This is a genomic window from Gluconacetobacter tumulisoli (assembly GCF_014174155.1).
In the GTDB taxonomy this organism is placed as follows: domain Bacteria; phylum Pseudomonadota; class Alphaproteobacteria; order Acetobacterales; family Acetobacteraceae; genus Gluconacetobacter; species Gluconacetobacter tumulisoli.
The window spans coordinates 77306-95759 of the sequence record NZ_JABEQM010000007.1 but is presented as its reverse complement, the minus strand read 5'-3'; the positions used below and the strand labels follow the sequence as shown (position 1 = coordinate 95759).

The window sequence follows — 18454 nt, the reverse complement described above, 5'->3', positions numbered from 1 at the left end:
TCGTCCTCAACACATGATTTCCAAAGGCGACCGCCTTTGGCGGGGTGCGGGGCAGGGCCTCGCGTCAGGACCGCATGACGACCCTTTCGCTGACGTCCGGGACCGTAAAGCCGAAGATCTGGCCGTAGAAATCCAGTTCCAGGTCCAGCGCGCGGCGGATTGTCTCTTCGCGCCGGAAACCGTGGCTTTCGCCCGGGAATTCGTAATGCGCGTGTGGAACCCCGTTGTCCGCCAGGGCGTGCGCCATGGCGCGGGCCTGGCCGGGGGGGACCACGGCGTCGTCCAGCCCGTGCAGGAATAATACGGGGGCACGAATTCCCGTGGCCTGCGTCAGGGGGGAGCGAGCCAGGTAGGTGGCCTCGGCTGCCGGATAGGGACCGACCAGGCTGTCGAGGTAGCGGGATTCGAATTTATGCGTCTCCTGCGCCAGGGCGCGCAGGTCGGTGACGCCGTACAGGCTGGCGCCCGCGGCGAACAGGCTGGACCGGGCCAGCGCCAGCAGCACCGTCAGGCCGCCGGCGCTGCTGCCGCGAATGGCGACGCGGTGCGGATCGACGCGGCCGGTCTCGATCAGATGCTGGCAGGCGGCGATGCAGTCCGCCACGTCGATTTCGCCCCATTTCCCCTCCAGCCGTTGGCGATAGGTACGCCCGAAGCCCGTCGACCCGCCATAATTGACGTCGACGACGGCGAAGCCGCGGCTGGTCCACCATTGCACCTTGAAGGAAAAGGCCTCGCTTGCCCGGCCGGTCGGGCCGCCATGGGCCATCACGATCAAGGGCGGCCTTTCGTCCGCCGGGCCGTGGAAACGGCTGTTGGCCGGGGGGTAGAAGAACGCGTGTCCCCGCAGCGCCCCACCCGGCCCGTCGGGCAGCGGGAAACGGATCGTCTCGGCCCGCGCGATGTCGCCGGGCGCCAGCGGCAGGTCTGTCGCCACGCGCAGGATGTCCGGCGGCACGCCGTCATGGCCGTGCACCACCGCCGGCGGTCCGTCGGGCGGGGTATCGATCCAGGCCAGCGACCCGTCCGGCAGCGGGGCCGGGCACTGCGCCGGGTGGCCCAGGCTGGCGGGACGAACCGTCACGGACGGCGGCGCGCCGCCCGTGATGCGGATCGTCCGCCCCTCGCCATGGTCGATCGCGATGGCCAGGATCGACCCGTCGGCCAGGGGGCGATAGCTGCGTTGCCCGAACACCCAGTGCGGCAGGCCGATCTCGGCCTCCATCGGGGCGACGGGCGCGGGGGCGCCGTCCGGCAGGGTGAAGCGCAGCAGGTTCCACCAGCCGCTGCGGTCCGACGCCGCGTACAGCACCTGCGCGTCCGCCCAGGCGGGTTCGATGACCGATTCCGGCTCGCCATCGCCCGCCATCGTCCGGGCATCGTCCAGCGCGCATCCGCCGCTCGCGTCGCGCGCCAGGCGGGCGACGCGCAGGCGTGTCGCCTCCCAGGGCATCGACGGGTGGTTCCATTCGATCCATGCCAGATACCGCCCATCCGGCGACGGCCGGGGCGAACTGACGAAATCCGGGCCGGACACCAGGATCCGCCCCTCCTGCGTCGCGGGATCGCCGGCCGCCAGCGGCAACGCCACGAGGGTCGAGACCGGCTCGCCCCCCGCGCGATGGTCCTCGCGCACGCAGAACAGCCGGTCGCCGGCGGGGTCGAAGGCAAAATCGGCAAAGCGCAGCCCGGCGACGGCACTGATCGGCCGTGCCGGCCCGTCCGCCTCGACGATCCAGATGCTGCCGTCGGTACGGCTGCTGAAGGCGACACGCCCGCCCGACACGACATAGGCTCCGCCGCCGTATTCATGCACCCGCGTGCCGATATCCAGCGGCGGCGGGGTGACATCGACCGTGCCGCCCTGGGCCGTCCAGCGGACCAGCACGGTTCGTCCGGCCTCCGACGGGCGGGTTTCCAGCCAGAAGATCGCGTCGCCGTCGGTCTGCAACGCCGACAATCCGACCGTCTTGCCCGCGACCAGCGCGGTGGTGACGGCGGACGGCCAGGTTCCATAGGGCCGCTCGGTGGCGGGCGGCGCATGCGCGACGGTCGGATCTGTCATCTGTGTGCTCCTGTTTGCCTGTCCCGTTCGTCGTATTGACTTGACACCGCGCCGGCCAGACGGTTCCTCAGCCTGTTCTCCGCAACAGGACAGGTCCGGTCCCCTGCTTCATCAGTTCGAATCCCTTTTCATCCATTACGGATACGGCGTGATCGGCGTGGTCGTCATGCTGGAAAGCATGGGCCTGCCGCTGCCGGCCGAAACGCTGATCATCTCCTCCGCGCTGTATTGCGCGGCCACGCACCGGCTGGATATCGGCTGGGTGGCGGTGGCGGCTGTCGTCGGGGCGATCATGGGGGATAATTTCGGCTACCTGATCGGGCGGACGTTCGGCTATCGCCTGCTGGAACGGCACGGCTCGAAGGTCTATTTGACGCCGCAACGCCTGATGCTGGGGCGCTATCTGTTCAGCCGTCATGGCGGCAAGGTGGTGTTCTTCGGCCGTTTCATCGCCGTGCTGCGGGTCTTCGTCGCCCTGCTGGCGGGGGCGAACCGGATGCCGTGGCATACGTTCCTGCTGTTCAATGCCCTCGGCGGCATCGGCTGGGCGGGGGGTTATGCGTTCTGCACCTATTACCTGGGGCACGAGGTGCTGCGGATCTCGGGGCCGGTGGGAATCGCGCTGGGGCTTGTCGCGGCCGTTGTCATCGGCGGCGGGTTCCTCTTCCTCAAGAAGAACGAGCTGCGCCTGACCCAGGAGGCCATGCAGGCGGCCGAACGCGAACAGAAGGGGGAAAAACCGGCATGAACGTACCCGCGAAATGGACGATCGATCGCGCGCCCGACCTGACCGGACGGGTCGCGGTGGTGACGGGCGCAACCGGCGGCCTGGGGTACGAAACCGCGTGCGGTCTGGCGGCGAAAGGGGCGACGGTGATCCTCGCCGGGCGCAATCCCGACCGGGGCGCGGCAGCGCTGGCCCGCCTGCAGGGCCGGCTGCCGGACGCACGGGCCCGGTTCATGCCGCTCGACCTTGCCAGCCTGGCTTCGGTCGCCGCCTTCGCGCGGGACCTGGCGGACCAGGTGTCGTCGCTGGATATCCTGGTGAACAACGCCGGCCTGATGGGGGCGCCGACCCGGCAGGAAACGGCCGACGGGTTCGAACTTCAGTTCGGAACCAACTATCTGGGCCATTTCGCCCTGACCGCGCGGCTGCGGCCGCTGCTGGTCCGGGCGCCGGGGGGCGGCCGCGTCGTGAGCGTCGCCAGCCTGGCGGCTTGGAAAGGGCGGATCCTGTTCGACGACCTGCAGTCGCGGCACCGCTACACCCCGTTCGGCGCCTATCGGCAGAGCAAGCTGGCCAACCTGATCTTCGCCCTGGAACTGGACCGGCTGGCGCAATCCGGGGGCTGGGCGCTTCATTCCATCGCCGCTCATCCCGGCTGGTCCCTGACCGATATCGCGGTCAGTCGCTCCGACGCGCCGCAGGGCGCGGCCGAACGCCTGATGCGCCGCCTGACCCATGCGGCCTTCCGCCTGATGGGGCAATCCGCCGAGGCCGGCGCCCGCCCGATCCTGTTCGCCGCCGCCGGAACCCAGGCCTCGGACGGCGGCTATTACGGCCCGTCGGGCCGGGGGGAACGGCGCGGCCGGGTCGCTGATGCCCGTGTGCCGCCACAGGCCCGCAACCTGCCGGTGGCGCGGCGGCTGTGGGAGGTGTCGGAACGGCTGACGGGTGTTGCGCTGTCGTAAGGCTGCGCAAGAGGCATAGCTTCAGGATCGGGCTCCGCCCGAACCCGGCAAGGGCCGCAGCCCTTGCATCCCGTTTGTTTATGAAGTTCCGGGGTTCCAAAGGGCAACGCCCTTGTGGCAGGCTCCGGCCTCAGCGCCGCGTGAACACCCAATACAGCGGCTGCCGTCCGGCGCGCAGCGCCTTGGCCTCATAACGGGTCGGGGGCCAGCACTCGGGCCGCTCGGTGGCCGGGGGGGCGGTATCGAACAGATCCTGCGCGCCCATGACCTCTTCCACCCAGGCCTGGTAGGTCGGGTCGTCGCTGGCGACACGCCAGGTGGCGCCGGGCTTCAGCACGCGGGCGACCAGCTGGATCGTCGCGGGATGGACGAAGCGACGCTTGGCATGTCGGGCCTTGGGCCACGGGTCGGGGAACATCAGGAACATCCGGTCGATCGACCGGTCCGGCAGGGCGCGCAGCAAGGCGCGCGCGTCCTCGTCCCACAGGCGCAGCATCTCGGGAACCGGGGCCGTGTCCTCCTGCCCGTCCGGCACCAGCCGGGACAGCAGCGAGCACATGCCGTTCTCGAACACTTCGCAGGCGATATAGCCGACATCGGGATGGGCCGCATGCTGGGCCAGCGAATGCTCGCCGCCGCCGAACCCGACCTCCAGCCACAGTTCGGAGGGCGCGCGGCCAAACCCGCGCACGGGGTCGGTCAGTACGGAAGGGGCCAGGCGCAGGCGCGGCAGCGTCAGGTCCAGCAGGCGCTGCTGACGGGGCCGCAGCGGATGCCCCCGGTGCCGGCCGTACAGCCGATCCGGCGACGCCTTGACGTCGGTGGCGGATAGAGGCGCCCCCGCGCGGGGCGCCGCCGGCAGGGGCCCCGAAGATGGCGACTCCGTCGCCCGCGCGGCGTCGTCCTGCCCTGCCGTCATGTCGCGTTCGGCGTGGGGATCAGCGGTTGAACGCGCCGCGCAGCGCATCCACCAGGTCGGTCTGTTCCCAGGTGAAATTGTCGCGTCCGGCGTCCGGCGTCCGGCCGAAATGCCCATAGGCGGACGTTTCGGTATAGATCGGGCGGTTCAGGCGCAGATGCTGGCGGATGCCGCGCGGCGTCAGGTTCATGACCTCGCGCAGGACGTTGCCCAGCTTCGCCTCGTCCACGTCCTTGCCGGTGCCGTCCAGGTCGACATAGACCGACAGCGGATGCGACACGCCGATGGCGTAGGAAATCTGCAGGGTGCAGCGGTCGGCCAGGCCGGCCGCCACGACGTTCTTGGCCAGATAGCGGCAGGCATAGGCCGCCGAGCGATCGACCTTGGTCGGATCCTTGCCCGAGAACGCGCCGCCGCCATGAGGGGCCGCGCCGCCATAGGTATCGACGATGATCTTGCGCCCGGTCAGGCCGCAATCGCCGTCCGGTCCGCCGATCACGAAGACGCCGGTCGGGTTGGCGTAGAATTCGTCGTCCGGGCACATCCAGCCGTCCGGCAGGACGTCCTGCACGATCCCGCGCAGGGCCTCGCGGATCGCCGGCTGGCTCGCGCCCTCGTCATGCTGGGTGGAAATGACGACCGAGGTCGCGCCGACCGGGCGGCCGTCGACATACCGCAGCGTGACCTGGCTCTTGGCGTCGGGCTGCAGGTTGGCGACGCGGGCGTCGCCGGCCTTCCGCAGGTCGCGGATGCGATGCAGGATGCCATGGGCGTAATAGAGCGGCGCCGGCATCAGCGTCTCGGTCTCGCGCGTGGCGAAGCCGAACATGATGCCCTGGTCGCCCGCGCCCTCGTCCTTGGCACCAGCGCTATCGACGCCGACGGCGATGTCGGCGGACTGCGCATGGAGATAGCATTCGACGTTGGCGTTCTTCCACGAGAAGCCGGCCTGATCGTACCCGATGTCGCGGATCGCGGCGCGCGCGCCCTCGATCAGGCTTTCGGTGGTGACCGAGGACGGTCCGCGAACCTCACCGGCCAGGACTACCCGGTTCGTCGTGACCAGCGTTTCGCAGGCGACGCGGGATTCACCGTCGGCGGCCAGATAGGCGTCCAGGACGGTATCGCTGATCCGGTCGGCGACCTTGTCGGGATGGCCTTCGGACACCGATTCCGATGTGAACAGAAAATCGCCTTTGTTACGCATGATGGTCCTGTCTACCTCGAAACGGTGAAAGATATGACGCCGCCGGGCATGCGGGGTCCGGGCGGGTCCGTTTGGCCGAATACCTACAGAGCGTCAAGTGTTTTCACGGGATATCACGGTCCCGCCATGGGGAATAGGCGCCGCCGGCGCGCGGTTCGGTCACGCCAGCCCCAGGACGTCTTCCATGTCGTACAGGCCGGGTGGCCGGTCGCGGACCCACCAGGCCGCGCGGACGGCGCCGGTTGCGAACACCCGCCGGTCGAACGCCCGATGGGTCAGGGCGATCTGTTCGGTGGCCGAGGTGAACAGCAGCGTATGCTCGCCCACGATCTGGCCGCCGCGCAGCACGGCGAAGCCGATGGCGTCCGCCCCGCGCGGGCCGGCATGGCCGGTCCGGCCGCTTTCCATATGGGTGGCCAGGTCGATGCCGCGCCCGTCGGCGACGGCCTGCCCGATCGCAAGCGCCGTGCCGGACGGGGCATCGACCTTCTGGCGGTGATGCATTTCCACGATCTCGGCGTCATAGCTGCCGGACGGCAGGGCCGCCGCCATCTGGCGGGCCAGGCGCGTGACCAGGGTGACCCCGGGGGAATAATTCGCCGCCTGGACGACGGGAATGTGGCGCGCCGCGTCGCGCACCGCGTCCTGGTCGGCCGGCGACAGGCCGGTGGTGCCCAGCACCCAGGCCACCCCGGCCCGCGCCAGGATCGCGGCATGGTCGCGGACTGTGACGGCATGGGTGAAATCGATCGCCACGTCGCAGCGCGGGACCAGGTCGGCCAGGGTCGCGAACAGGCCGGGGGCCGCCGGCGCGGCATCGCGCGTCGTGCCGCCGGCCAGCACGGCGCCGCTGGCCGTAACCTCCTCGCGCAGCAGGCGTCCGACCCGCCCATTGATCCCGGCAATGCCGATCCGGACCGTCTGTGTCGTCATGTGCGTGCCCCGGATTCATGCCCCGAAAAGACGGTAGGCGGCGCGACCGGGGGATCGCGCCGCCTGGATATCCACGGTGCGAGTGGGGGGATCACCATGGACGGAGTTTTTTACCGCTATCCCGCCCCCCTTTCAACAGCAGGGGAAAGGGAGAGGGGCAGAGGCTGTTTTTGAAATCCTTCTGAAAACGCGGTCTGCTGCGCGGGGGTGTCGCGCAGCGGCCGTGGTGGCCGCGCGCATCGGCGCACAGGAAATGCGCGTCGGATCGCCGGCAAACCGTGTTTGCCGGAAGGCTCAGAGTTTGCCTTCGAAGAAGTCCCGGACCTTGCTGAAGAATCCCGCGCTATCGGGATTGGCGCGGTCGTGGTCGCCGGCCTCGCCTTCGAATTCCTCCAGCAATTCCCGCTGCCGCTTGGTCAGGTGGCGCGGGGTCTCGACCGAGACCTGGATATACATGTCGCCGCGCGCCGACGACCGCAGCACAGAAAAGCCCTTGCCGCGCAGGCGGAAATTCTCGCCGGTCTGGGTGCCGGCAGGGATCTTCACCTTCGCGCGGGATCCGTCGACGACCGGGACCTCGATCTCGGTGCCCAGGGCCGCCTGCGTCATGCGCAGCGGTACGCGGCAATAGATGTTGGCACCGTCGCGCTGGAAAATCGGATGCGGTTCGACCGCGACATGGACATACAGGTCGCCCGGGGTCGCGCCCTTGCCCCCGGCCTCGCCCTCGCCGGACAGGCGGATGCGCGTGCCGTCCTCCACCCCCGCCGGGATCGCGATCTCCAGCGTGCGGTCCTTTTCCACCGTGCCTGCGCCATGGCACGCGGCACAGGGATTGCGGACGACCTTGCCCGCGCCATGGCAGGTCGGGCAGGCGCGTTCGACCAGGAAGAAGCCCTGCTGGGCGCGGACCTTGCCGGCGCCATGGCAGGTCGGGCAGGTCTCCGCCCCCTGGTCGCGGTCCGCCGAGCCGGTGCCGTCGCAGGATTCGCAGGTCACGCGGGTGGGCACGGTGATCGGCTTCCGGACCCCGGCGAAGGCCTCGACGAAGGAAATCGTCACCTGCACCTGGATGTCGCCGCCGGACCGGCGCCCGCCGCCGCGACGGCCACCCATCATGTCGCCGAACATCTGTTCGAAGATGTCGCCCAGCCCGCCGCCGAAATCGAACCCGCCGGCCCCCGGGCCGCCGCCCTCGAACGCCGCATGGCCGAACCGGTCGTAGGCCGCGCGCTTCTGCTCGTCCTTCAGGACGTCGTACGCCTCGCTGATCTCCTTGAAGCGCGCTTCCGCCGAAGCGTCCCCCGGGTTGCGGTCGGGATGGTACTGCATGGCCAGCCTGCGATACGCCCTTTTCAGCTCGTCGCCATTCGCATCGCGGGAGACTTCGAGAACGGCGTAGTAATCAAGCTTGGTGGCCATCATGGTCCTCACTGGCGGGGCCGTGCCGGAATGTCCGCGCCATCATGGGCACCGATGCCCATGGGTTCGAACGGCCCTGTCATACATGGAAAAAGCGCCCGTCTTCACAGAAGCGCGGGCGCCTTCGGTCGCTGGGGGCGGCGCGGGATGTGACCCGCGCCGCCGGTAATCGAGCTGTCTTGCGACGATCAGGCGGACTTCTTGTCGTCGACGTCCTCGAAATCGGCGTCGACAACCTTCTCGCCGTTCGGACCGGTTGCGCCGGCAGAACCGGCACCCGGCGCCGCCTCGGCCTGGCCGGCCTTGTAGACGGCCTCGCCGATCTTCATCGCCGCCTGCGACAGCGTGTCGGACGCAGTCTTCAGGGCGGCGGCGTCGCTGCCCTCCAGCGCCTTGCGCACCGCGGCGATAGCGGCCTCGGCTTCGGCCTTGTCGCCGGCCGGGACCTTGTCGCCGGCCTCGGCCAGCGATTTCTCGACCTGATGCGCCAGGCTTTCGGCCTGGTTGCGGGCCTCGACCAGCTCCTTCTTGGCCTTGTCGGCCGACGCATTCGCCTCGGCGTCCTTGACCATCTTCTCGATGTCGGACTCGGACAGCCCGCCCGAGGCCTGGATCTTGATCTGCTGTTCCTTGTTGGTCGCCTTGTCCTTGGCGGACACCGACACGATGCCGTTGGCGTCGATGTCGAACGTCACCTCGATCTGCGGCACGCCGCGCGGGGCGGGGGCGATGCCGGTCAGGTCGAAATTACCCAGCAGCTTGTTGTCCGCCGCCATCTCGCGCTCGCCCTGGAACACCTTGATGGTCACGGCGCCCTGGTTGTCCTCGGCGGTCGAGAAGGTCTGGCTCTTCTTGGTCGGGATCGTCGTGTTGCGGTCGATCAGGCGGGTGAACACGCCACCCAGCGTCTCGATGCCCAGCGACAGCGGCGTCACGTCAAGCAGCAGCACGTCCTTGACGTCGCCCTTCAGCACCGCGCCCTGCACGGCCGCGCCGATGGCCACGACCTCGTCGGGGTTGACGTTGCGCGCAGGCTCCTTGCCGAAGAACTGCTTCACTGCCTCGATGACCTTGGGCATGCGGGTCATGCCGCCGACCAGGATCACCTCGTCGATCTCGGCGGCCGACACCGCCGCGTCCTTCAGGGCCGCACGGCAGGGCTCCATCGTGCGCTGGATCAGGTCGTCGACCAGGCTTTCCAGCTTCGCGCGGCTCAGCTTCAGCACCAGATGCTTCGGGCCCGAGGCGTCGGCGGTGATGAACGGCAGGTTGATCTCGGTCTCCTTGGAGGAAGACAGCTCGATCTTCGCCTTTTCCGCCGCTTCCTTCAGCCGTTGCAGCGCCAGCTTGTCGGCGCGCAGGTCGATGCCCTGCTCGCGCTTGAACTCGTCGGCCAGGTAGCTGATGATCCGCGCGTCGAAATCCTCGCCGCCCAGGAACGTGTCGCCGTTCGTGGACTTCACCTCGATCACGCCGTCCGAGATCTCCAGGACCGACACGTCGAACGTGCCGCCGCCCAGGTCATAGACCGCGACCGTGCCGCCGTTCTTCTTCTGCAGGCCATAGGCCAGCGCCGCCGCCGTGGGCTCGTTGATGATGCGCAGCACTTCCAGGCCGGCGATGCGGCCGGCGTCCTTGGTCGCCTGGCGCTGCGCGTCGTTGAAGTACGCCGGGACGGTGATCACGGCCTGCGACACCGTCTCGCCCAGATAGGCCTCGGCGGTCTCCTTCATCTTGCCCAGCACGAAGGCGGCGATCTGCGACGGGGCGTATTTCTTGCCCTGCGCCTCGACCCACGCATCGCCATTGTCGCCGGACACGATGGAATAGGGGACCAGGCCCTTGTCCTTGGTCACGGTCGGGTCGTCATAGCGGCGGCCGATCAGGCGCTTGACCGCATACAGCGTATTGGTGGGGTTGGTGACGGCCTGGCGCTTGGCGGACTGGCCGACCAGCATTTCGCCGTTGTCGGCGAAGGCGACCATCGACGGGGTCGTGCGCGCGCCTTCGCTGTTCTCGATGACGCGGGTCTCGTCGCCCTCGCGGATGGCGACGCACGAATTGGTCGTGCCCAGGTCGATACCGATAACCTTGCTCATGAATGCTCTCCTCTCAGCAGCCCGACCCGGCCCGAAGCACCGGATGGGACCCTAGATCCTGTTGTTCTGGCGGATTGGACGGACTGTCTCATCACATCCGCGACCATGCCGCCGAACCTGTCCTGCATGTATTCAGCCCCGCCGTTCGTTTCAAGGGGCGTTTCATGGGACAGGGCCCGGACGGCGATCTTTCGCGGACGGGATGCCTCAGCCGTCCGTCTTGTCCGGCGCGGGCGATCCCTTCGACACCACGACCATCGCGGGCTTCAGCAGGCGGCCGTGCAGGGTCCAGGCCGGGGTCCAGGCCTGGATCACGGTGCCGTGCGGATGCTCGTCGCTATGCTGCTCGGCCATCGCCTGGTGATGGTTCGCGTCGAACGGGGTGCCGGCCGGGTCGGCGGCGGTGATGCCGTGGCGTTCCAGGATGCCGATGAACGAGCGCTCGGTGCTCTCGATCCCCTCGCGCATGCGGGCGATCAGCTTGTCCTCGCCCTCGGTCACGTGGGGCAGGCTGGCCAGCGCGCGCTTCAGGTTCTCGGCGGCCTCGACGACGTCGCGCGCGAATTTCTGAGTCGCGTACTGGCGCGCGTCCTCGATCTCGCGCTTCGTGCGGGTGCGCAGGTTCTGCATCTCCGCCTCGGCGCGCATCCATTTCTCGCGCATCTCCTCCAACGCGCTCTCCAGCTCCTGGATGCGGCGTTCGCCGTCCGGGGTGCCAGGGGCGGCGGCGTCCTGGTCCGTTGCGGTACCGGACGGCTGGCCCGGCGGGATGACGCCGTCCTCTCCGTTCGGAGAGTCGACGACGGGTGTGGGGTCTGTATCGTGGCTCATATCTGATGAAGTAGGTGAGCCCGCGCCGATGGACAAGGCGTTGCAGGCGCCCGCGGCATGACGAATTTGCGGGTTTCGTCCGCCCTGCGGACAGGCGCCGCCCGCCGCGCGCCCGTCCGGCCGGGCCGAAGATGGATGGATGGTCAGGATCCGCGCCCATGACAGGGCGGTGCGGCTGACGCTATGATGCGCGCCACCCCGGGGCCGGCCAGCCGCCCGGGCGGAGAGCGGGAAGGCCGTGGACCGGCCGGCAAGGAGCGAGAACACGGTAATGGAGCCGACGAAACACACCATCGCGCTGGTCGACGACGACCGGAATATTCTCACGTCGGTCCAGATGACGCTGGAGGCCGAGGGATTCACGGTGCGGACCTACACCGACGGTGAAAGCGCCCTGCACGGGATCATGAGCCGCCCGGTCGACCTCGCCGTCCTCGACATCAAGATGCCGCGTATGGACGGGATGGAACTGCTGCAGCGCCTGCGCAGCCGGTCGCAGCTTCCGGTGATCTTCCTGTCGTCGAAGGACGAGGAAGTGGACCAGCTGATGGGCCTGCGCCTGGGGGCCGACGATTACATCACCAAGCCGTTTTCCCAGCGCCTGCTGCTCGAACGCATCCGCGCCCTGCTGCGCCGGAACGAGGCCAGCCGTGTCGAGGCCGCCGGCGGCCAGGCGATCGGCGGCACCATGGTGCGCGGCGACCTGTCGCTCGACGAGACCCGGCACCAGTGCCTGTGGCGCGGCAAGGACATCCAGCTGACGGTGACGGAATTCCTGCTGGTCAAGGCGCTGGCGGCGCGGCCGGGGCTGGTCAAGTCCCGCGACCAGCTGATCGACGCGGCGTATGGCGAGAACATCTATGTCGATGACCGCACCATCGACAGCCATATCAAGCGCGTTCGCAAGAAATTCCGCCAGGTGGACGAGGAGTTCAACCAGATCGAGACCCTGTACGGGATCGGATACCGCTACAAGGAGGAATGAGGTTGCGCCTCGGCAACTGGGTCCTGCCCCTGCCCGATCCGTTCACCCGCTTCCGCAACATCGTGGTTCCGCGCACCGAGGCCCTGAACCGCGACGCGGCCGCGGCCTATATGGAATACCGCACGCGGCTGGTCTCGCCGCTGATGCGCCGGATCCTGCTTGTCAACGCGCTGCCGCTGGTGCTGCTGGCGCTGACGTTGCTGTATCTCGACCAGTTCCAGAACAGCCTGCTGGAGGCCGAGGTCACGGCATTGCGCGAGCAGGCGCGGATCTACGCCGGCGCGCTGGGGCAGAGCGCGGTCGCCTTCGGACGCGGGCAGCCGGTCCTGGACGCGCCGCTGGCCCGCCCGCTGCTGCTGCGCCTGACCGAACCCAGCCCCAGCGCCCATGCCCGCCTGTTCGCGCCCGACGGGCAGGTGGTGGCCGACAGCCGCGTCGAGGAGGCGGCGGTCCAGCACGGCTGGACGCGCGGGCATGTCGACGCCCAGCCCTTGCCCTCGCCGCTGGCTGGCGACGATGACGCCGACCGCCAGTCCGGCCGGGCGGCCGACGACATGCCCGCGCGCGCCGGTTTCGGCGAACGGTTCTACGACGCGCTGCTGTCGCTGCTGCCCACCCTGTCGGGTGCGCGGATCGTGACGCTGGATACGCCCGACACCGATCCCAGCGTCCAGCCCGTGACCGGCGCCGGCGGCCAGTCGGCGCCGGAAATGCCCCCCTATATCCGCCGCACCGCGCATCACCATCTGATCGTCACCGTCGCCGAGCCGGTGATGCATGACGGCCAGACCATCGGCATCATCCAGCTGACGCGCCAGGCGCGGGATGTCGATCGCTCGCTGTTCGCCGTGCGGTCGTCGATCCTGTCGCTGTTCCTGATGGCGCTGGCGATCACCGTGCTGCTGTCGTGGTACCTGTCGCTGACCATCGCGCGGCCGCTGCTGCGGCTGGCGGCCTCGGCCCATGTGATGCGCGAGACCTCGGGACGGACGGATACCGTCCCCGTCCGCCTGCTGGCCCGCCGGGATGAAATCGGCGAGGTCGCCCGCGCCCTGCGCGACAGCACCCGCGCGCTGTGGGCGCGCATGGATGCGATCGAACGCTTCGCGGCCGACGTCAGCCATGAAATCAAGAATCCGCTCTCGTCGATCCGCTCGGCCATCGAGACGCTGGGCCGGATCGAGGATCTGAACCGGCAGCGGCGGCTGCTGACGATCATCACCGACGATGTCCGGCGGCTGGACCGCCTGATCACCGACATTTCCGACGCCAGCCGCGTCGACGCCGAACTGTCGCGCGTGCGGACCGAACCGGTCGCCGTCGTGCCGATCCTGGCGGTGCTGACCGAAATCCACCAGGCGACGCGCACGCCCGGACAGCCGATCCTGAGCGTGACCAGCACCGGCGAGACGCCCGACCGGCCGCTGGCGGTGCTGGCGGTGGAAGACCGTCTGGTGCAGGTGCTGCGCAACCTGATCGGCAACGCGATCTCGTTCTCGCCGCCCGACGGGCGGATCGTGCTGGCGGCCGCGCCGGCGCCCGGCGGAATGGTGGAAATCGCCGTGATGGACGAGGGCCCGGGCATTCCCGCGGCCAAGCTGGACGGCATTTTCGACCGTTTCTATTCCGAACGCCCGACCAGCGAGAATTTCGGCCAGCATTCGGGCCTGGGCCTGTCCATCAGCCGCCAGATCGTCGAGGCCCTGAAGGGCACGATCCGGGCGGAAAACCGCCTGGCCGCTGACGGGACCGTCATCGGCGCGCGCTTCGTCGTCACCCTGCCCCGCGTGGGATAAGGACCGCATGACATCCTCCGCTCCCCCCGCCCCGCCCTTGTCCGCTCCAGCCCTGTCCACGCCAGCCCTGTCCCGGTCCGGTTCGGGGCACCGGCTGTTCTTCGCGGTGGTGGCGGCCACCGTGCTGGGGGCCGTGCTGGGCGTTGCCGCGCCCGGATGGGCGGCGGGGCTGCGCGTGCTGGGCGACGCGTTCCTGCACCTGATCTCGATGGTGGTCGGGCCGCTGGTGTTCTGCGTCGTGGTGCAGGGGATCGCCGGGGCGGAATCGCTGCGGGCGGTGGGGCGGATCGGCCTCAAGGCCCTGCTGTATTTCGAGGGCATGACGACCCTGGCCCTGCTGATGGGGGTGGGCGGCGCCTTGCTGTTCACGCCGGGGCGGCACATGGGCGTGCGGATCGACACGCTCGATCCCTCGGCGCTCACGGCCTATGCCGGGCATGCCGACGCGATGCGGCAGGGCGGGATCGCGGGATTCCTGCTGAACCTGATCCCCGCCAGTCCGGTGGCGGCCTTCGCCCGCAACGACGTGCTGGAAATCCTGTTCTTCTCCATCCTCTTCGGCGCCTGCCTGCTGATGTCCGGCGACGCCGGCCAGCCGGTCCGCGTGCTCGTGGCCTCGGCCAATGCCGTCCTGTTCCGCATGATGGGGGTGGTGACATGGTTCGCGCCGCTGGGCGTGCTGGGCGCGGTCGCCTACACCACCGCGCGGTACGGGCTGGGATCGCTGGGCCACCTCATGTCGTTCGTCCTGCTCTATGTCCTGATCGTGGCGGTCTTCGTGGGGGTGTGCCTCGGCGGGGTGCTGCGGGCGTGCGGGGTCGGGCTGTGGCCGTTCCTGGCCTATTTCCGCGAGGAACTGGTCATCACCTGCGCCACCACCTCGTCCGACGCGGTGATGCCGCAGGTCATGCGCAAGCTGACGGCGCTGGGCGTACGCTCCGACGTCGTGGGGCTGGTCATGCCGGCAGGCTATTCCTTCAATCTGGATGCACTGTCGATCTACCTGGGGCTGGCGACGCTCTTTCTGGCGCAGGCGACCGGCACGCCGTTGTCGGCGGGGCAACTGGCGCTGATCCTGGGCATGGCGCTGGTGACGTCCAAGGGCGCGCATGGGGTGCCGGGCGTCGGCATCGTGGTGCTGGCGGCGACCCTGGCGGTCGTGCCGTCCATCCCGCCGATCGGGCTGGTGCTGGTGCTGTCGGTCGACTGGTTCATCGGCATCGCCCGGGCCCTGGGCAACCTGGTCGGAAACTGCGTGGCCACCGTCGCCGTCGCGGCATGGGAAGGGCAGTTCGACCCCCACACGGCCCGCCGCGTCCTGCGCCCGAAGGGCGAGGGAGCAGCAGGCCTTTGAAATCCAGCGCCCGGGATTGTTTGCCCAGGGCGACCGCCCTGTGCCCGGGCTCGGGGCAGCGCCCCGATTACCGCCCGCCCCCCGGCGCATTGCCGAACCGGCGATAGACAAAGGGCGGCGGTTCGGCCGGCAGTTCCTCCAGGATCGCCGTGACCCGGTCGTGATGTGGCGACCGGGAGCAGATCGGGTCCGTCGCCCCGGCGTCGCCCACCAGCGCCAGCGCCTGGCACCGGCAGCCGCCCCAGTCCTGTTCCCGGAAGTCGCAGCCCCGGCAGGGTTCGGGCATCCAGTCCGTGCCGCGAAACAGCCGGAACAGCGGCGCGTTCTCCCAGATGTCGGCCAGGGTGGCGGTACGGATGTCGGGGAAGGACACGCCCGGAATGGTCTCGGCCGCATGGCAGGGCAGGACCCGCCCGGCGGGCGAGATATTGACGAACCGCTGCCCCCAGCCGCCCATGCAGGGCTTGGGCCGGTCGGCGTAATAATCCGGCGTGACATAATCGATGGTCAGGCTGGACCCCAGGCGGGCGCGTGCGTCCTCGACCGCCTGCGTGGCTTCGTCCAGCTGGGCGCGGCTGGGCATCAGGGCGGCGCGGTTCACCAGGCCCCAGCCGTAATACTGGGTATGGGCGATCTCCACCCGGCGGGCGCCCAGGGTGCGCGCCAGCTCCAGCATGCGCGGCACGCGCCCCGCATTGCCGCGATGGATGACGAAATTCAGGGTCAGGGGCATGCCGTCCGCGACGACGAACCGCGCGGCCTCCAGCTTCTTCGCCTGTGCGCCCTTCATGCCGCCGACCTGCTCGGCCGGGCCGGTATCGACGTCCTGGAACGACAGCTGGACATGGTCCAGCCCGGCCTCGGCCAGCGGACGGAACGTCGCCTCGGTCAGCAGCACGCCGGAGGTGATCAGGTTGGTATACAGCCCCCGCGCCGCCGCGTGCCTCACCAGTTCCGGCAGGTCGGGACGCGCCATCGGCTCGCCGCCGGAAAAATGCACCTGTAGAACGCCCATCTCGGCGGCCTGGTCCAGGATGCCGATCCACTCGGCGGTCGAAAGCTCGGCCTCCCGCCCGTCCAGCGCCAGCGGGTTGGAACAGTACGGGCATTGCAGCGGGCAGCGATGCGTCAGCTCGGCCAGCAGGCTCATCGGGGGCGGGGGCGCGTTCATCGTATCAGCACCTGACGTGCGGTCAGGTCCGCGATCATCGCCAGCACGTCATGGGCGATGACCGCGCGCGGGGCGTCGAACTGCCCGGCCAGCAGGTCGATGATGGCCCCCACCGGCCGCTGCCCGTCCACCAGGCGCAGGATCGCGGTGGCGATCGGGTCGGGGACGAAGGCGCGCTCCGGGGCCTGGATCACCCACTGGTCGCGCACCCGGTCATGCTGAAGGCGGACGCCACGCATGAACCGCACGACCGCGGCCTCGGCCAGGCCCGGTCCCGTGGGGGCGGCCGCCGCGGTGGGAACGTCGGTCATGCGGGATCGGGCCGGAAGGCGCCGGGCGGGATGCGTCCGGGCACGACATAGGCGTAATCCAGCGCGTCCAGCATCGCCCACAGCACGCCGCATTTGAATTTCAGGGCGTCCAGGACCGCGGCCTGTTCCTCGGCGGTGCGGGCATGTTCGCGGACATAGGCCAGGGCGAAGTCGGAATCGCGCGGCGCCTGCGTCAGCCGGGGCTGGAAATAGGCCAGCGTTTCCGGCGTCACGAAATCATAATGCCGCAGCATCCCCGACACGCGTTCGCTGATGATGGTGGGGGAAAACAGTTCGGTCAGCGACGACGCGACGGCTTCCAGGATCGACCGGTCGCGGACGAATTCGACATAGGCATCGACGGCGAAGCGCGTCGCCGGCAGCAGCCCGTCCAGCGACTCGACATAGGCGCGGTCCAGCCCCAGTCCGTCCGTCAGCTTCAGCCAGCGGGCCACGCCGCCGGTGCCCGGCGCATCGCCGTCGTGATCGACCAGCCGCCGCCGCCATTCCCGCCGCAGTTCCGCCGTCGGCAGGCGCGCCAGCAGGGTCGCGTCCTTCGCCGGGATCCGGCACTGGTAGTAATAGCGGTTCAGCGCCCACGCCTGCACCTGCGGCCGGGTCAGCGTTCCGCCGTGCAGCGCCCGATGGAACGGATGCAGGTTGTGGTACCGCTCGGCGCCGATGGCGCGCAGGGCGGCTTCCAGTTCGTCGGGGGAAAGGGGCTGGACGGTCATGCCGTGATCCTCATGCCATCATGGGCGACGTCCCATCCCGCATCGCGGGCCGCGCGGTGCTCGGGGCTGTCCGACAGCAGGACGGGGTTCGAATTGTTGATGTGGATCAGCACCTTGCGCCGGACGTCCAGATCCGCGAACGTGGCGATGGTGCCGCTATCCCCGGCGACGGACATATGTCCCATCCGCTGGCCGGTCTTCTGTCCGACGCCGGCGCGGATCATTTCGTCATCCCGCCACAGCGTGCCGTCGAAGAACACCAGGTCGGCGTGGCGCAGGCGCGCGCGCAGGGCGTCGGTCATCCGCGCGCATCCGGGGATGAAGAACGCCTGCCGCGTCCCGTCGGATATCGCCAGCCCGATCGTCTCGCCATTCTCGACGATCGCCGCCGGGTCCGGTCCGCTCTCGGCATAGAGCGGCACCTTGCCGGGCACCGGAAACGCGGTGACGGTCAGCCCGGCGGCCGTGCCGTCTGGCAGCGCCAGCGCGAACGGGGTATCCAGCGGCAGGGACACGCGCGCGACGATTGCGCGGTCCAGGGCCTCGAAGATCGGGTTGGCATCCAGCAGGTCCAGAACCGGCCGCGTCGCCAGCAGGGTGAAGGGCTGGCGTTCGCGCAGGGTCAGCAGGCCGGTGACGGTATCGACCTCCCCCCCGGTCAGGATCACCCCGGCGATCGGGGTGGAACGCAGGCCCTCATGCGGGTGCAGGGCCTCGGTCTGGCCGATCTGCGCCCGCAGGTCGGGCGAGGCATTGACGACGAACCAGTGTCGGCCGTCGCCGCTGATGGCAATGGAAGCCTGGGTGCGGGCCGGCGCCGCCGGATCCCCGGCCCGAGCCCGCCTGCAGCCGGCGGCATTGGAATTCCATTGCGGGAAACCGCCGCCCGCCGCCGCGCCGAGAACGATGATGTCGATCATGGCCGACAGGTCTAG

At 69.4% G+C, this 18454-nt stretch carries 16 protein-coding genes; 5 read left to right on the top strand and 11 right to left on the bottom strand.

All coding sequences use genetic code 11. The annotated features are described in order from the left end of the window. Positions 1-64: 64 nt before the first annotated feature. Positions 65-2065, bottom strand: coding sequence for a S9 family peptidase (locus HLH28_RS10100; RefSeq protein WP_182958473.1), 2001 nt, complete (start codon positions 2063-2065; stop codon positions 65-67). Positions 2066-2168: 103 nt separating this feature from the next. Between HLH28_RS10100 and HLH28_RS10095 the strand changes: the two genes are divergently transcribed. Beyond that, complete coding sequence (locus HLH28_RS10095) at positions 2169-2813, top strand: DedA family protein (RefSeq protein ID WP_246395970.1); 645 nt, start codon at positions 2169-2171, stop codon at positions 2811-2813. Beyond that, complete coding sequence (locus tag HLH28_RS10090) at positions 2810-3757, top strand: SDR family oxidoreductase (protein ID WP_182958470.1); 948 nt, start codon at positions 2810-2812, stop codon at positions 3755-3757. The genes HLH28_RS10095 and HLH28_RS10090 overlap by 4 nt, the downstream gene beginning before the upstream one ends. 130 nt (positions 3758-3887) lie before the next feature. Here the strand turns inward: HLH28_RS10090 and trmB are convergent, their stop codons facing one another. The 6 genes from trmB to HLH28_RS10060 all read right to left on the bottom strand — a co-directional run bounded on the left by trmB (position 3888) and on the right by HLH28_RS10060 (position 11168). After that, the gene (gene trmB / locus HLH28_RS10085; protein ID WP_182958467.1) at positions 3888-4676 is read right to left on the bottom strand and encodes a tRNA (guanine(46)-N(7))-methyltransferase TrmB; all 789 of its coding nucleotides are present in this window, start codon (positions 4674-4676) and stop codon (positions 3888-3890) included. Between the two features lie 19 nt (positions 4677-4695). Further along, a complete protein-coding gene (gene metK / locus HLH28_RS10080) occupies positions 4696-5883 on the bottom strand; it encodes a methionine adenosyltransferase (RefSeq protein ID WP_182958464.1) in 1188 nt (395 codons plus the stop codon). Between the two features lie 159 nt (positions 5884-6042). Next, the gene (gene dapB, locus HLH28_RS10075) at positions 6043-6816 is read right to left on the bottom strand and encodes a 4-hydroxy-tetrahydrodipicolinate reductase (RefSeq protein WP_182958461.1); all 774 of its coding nucleotides are present in this window, start codon (positions 6814-6816) and stop codon (positions 6043-6045) included. Positions 6817-7110: 294 nt separating this feature from the next. Beyond that, positions 7111-8238, bottom strand: a complete 1128-nt coding sequence (gene dnaJ, locus HLH28_RS10070) for a molecular chaperone DnaJ (RefSeq protein WP_182958792.1) — start codon at positions 8236-8238, stop codon at positions 7111-7113. Between the two features lie 188 nt (positions 8239-8426). Further along, the gene (gene dnaK, locus HLH28_RS10065; protein WP_182958458.1) at positions 8427-10337 is read right to left on the bottom strand and encodes a molecular chaperone DnaK; all 1911 of its coding nucleotides are present in this window, start codon (positions 10335-10337) and stop codon (positions 8427-8429) included. Between the two features lie 207 nt (positions 10338-10544). Next, positions 10545-11168, bottom strand: a complete 624-nt coding sequence (locus HLH28_RS10060) for a nucleotide exchange factor GrpE (RefSeq protein ID WP_182958455.1) — start codon at positions 11166-11168, stop codon at positions 10545-10547. A gap of 271 nt (positions 11169-11439) precedes the next feature. Here HLH28_RS10060 and HLH28_RS10055 point away from each other — a divergent pair, with 271 nt between their 5' ends. The 3 genes from HLH28_RS10055 to HLH28_RS10045 all read left to right on the top strand — a co-directional run bounded on the left by HLH28_RS10055 (position 11440) and on the right by HLH28_RS10045 (position 15303). Then, positions 11440-12153: a response regulator transcription factor gene (locus HLH28_RS10055; RefSeq protein ID WP_182958453.1), complete on the top strand. Its 714-nt coding sequence runs from the start codon at positions 11440-11442 to the stop codon at positions 12151-12153. 110 nt (positions 12154-12263) lie between these two features. Beyond that, positions 12264-13949, top strand: coding sequence for a sensor histidine kinase (locus HLH28_RS10050; RefSeq protein WP_246395967.1), 1686 nt, complete (start codon positions 12264-12266; stop codon positions 13947-13949). 7 nt (positions 13950-13956) lie between these two features. Further along, a complete protein-coding gene (locus tag HLH28_RS10045; protein ID WP_182958445.1) occupies positions 13957-15303 on the top strand; it encodes a cation:dicarboxylate symporter family transporter in 1347 nt (448 codons plus the stop codon). A gap of 67 nt (positions 15304-15370) precedes the next feature. Here HLH28_RS10045 and pqqE read toward each other — a convergent pair whose 3' ends face one another. The 4 genes from pqqE to pqqB are packed head-to-tail and all read right to left on the bottom strand — an operon-like array spanning position 15371 to position 18439. After that, a complete protein-coding gene (gene pqqE, locus HLH28_RS10040; RefSeq protein ID WP_182958442.1) occupies positions 15371-16474 on the bottom strand; it encodes a pyrroloquinoline quinone biosynthesis protein PqqE in 1104 nt (367 codons plus the stop codon). Beyond that, positions 16471-16785, bottom strand: coding sequence for a pyrroloquinoline quinone biosynthesis peptide chaperone PqqD (gene pqqD, locus HLH28_RS10035; RefSeq protein WP_182958439.1), 315 nt, complete (start codon positions 16783-16785; stop codon positions 16471-16473). Before pqqD ends, pqqE begins: the two co-directional genes overlap by 4 nt. Further along, complete coding sequence (gene pqqC / locus HLH28_RS10030) at positions 16782-17519, bottom strand: pyrroloquinoline-quinone synthase PqqC (protein ID WP_182958436.1); 738 nt, start codon at positions 17517-17519, stop codon at positions 16782-16784. The genes pqqD and pqqC overlap by 4 nt, the downstream gene beginning before the upstream one ends. Next, on the bottom strand, positions 17516-18439 hold the full coding sequence (gene pqqB, locus HLH28_RS10025) for a pyrroloquinoline quinone biosynthesis protein PqqB (RefSeq protein WP_182958433.1): 924 nt from the start codon (positions 18437-18439) through the stop codon (positions 17516-17518). The genes pqqC and pqqB overlap by 4 nt, the downstream gene beginning before the upstream one ends. Positions 18440-18454: the final 15 nt, after the last annotated feature.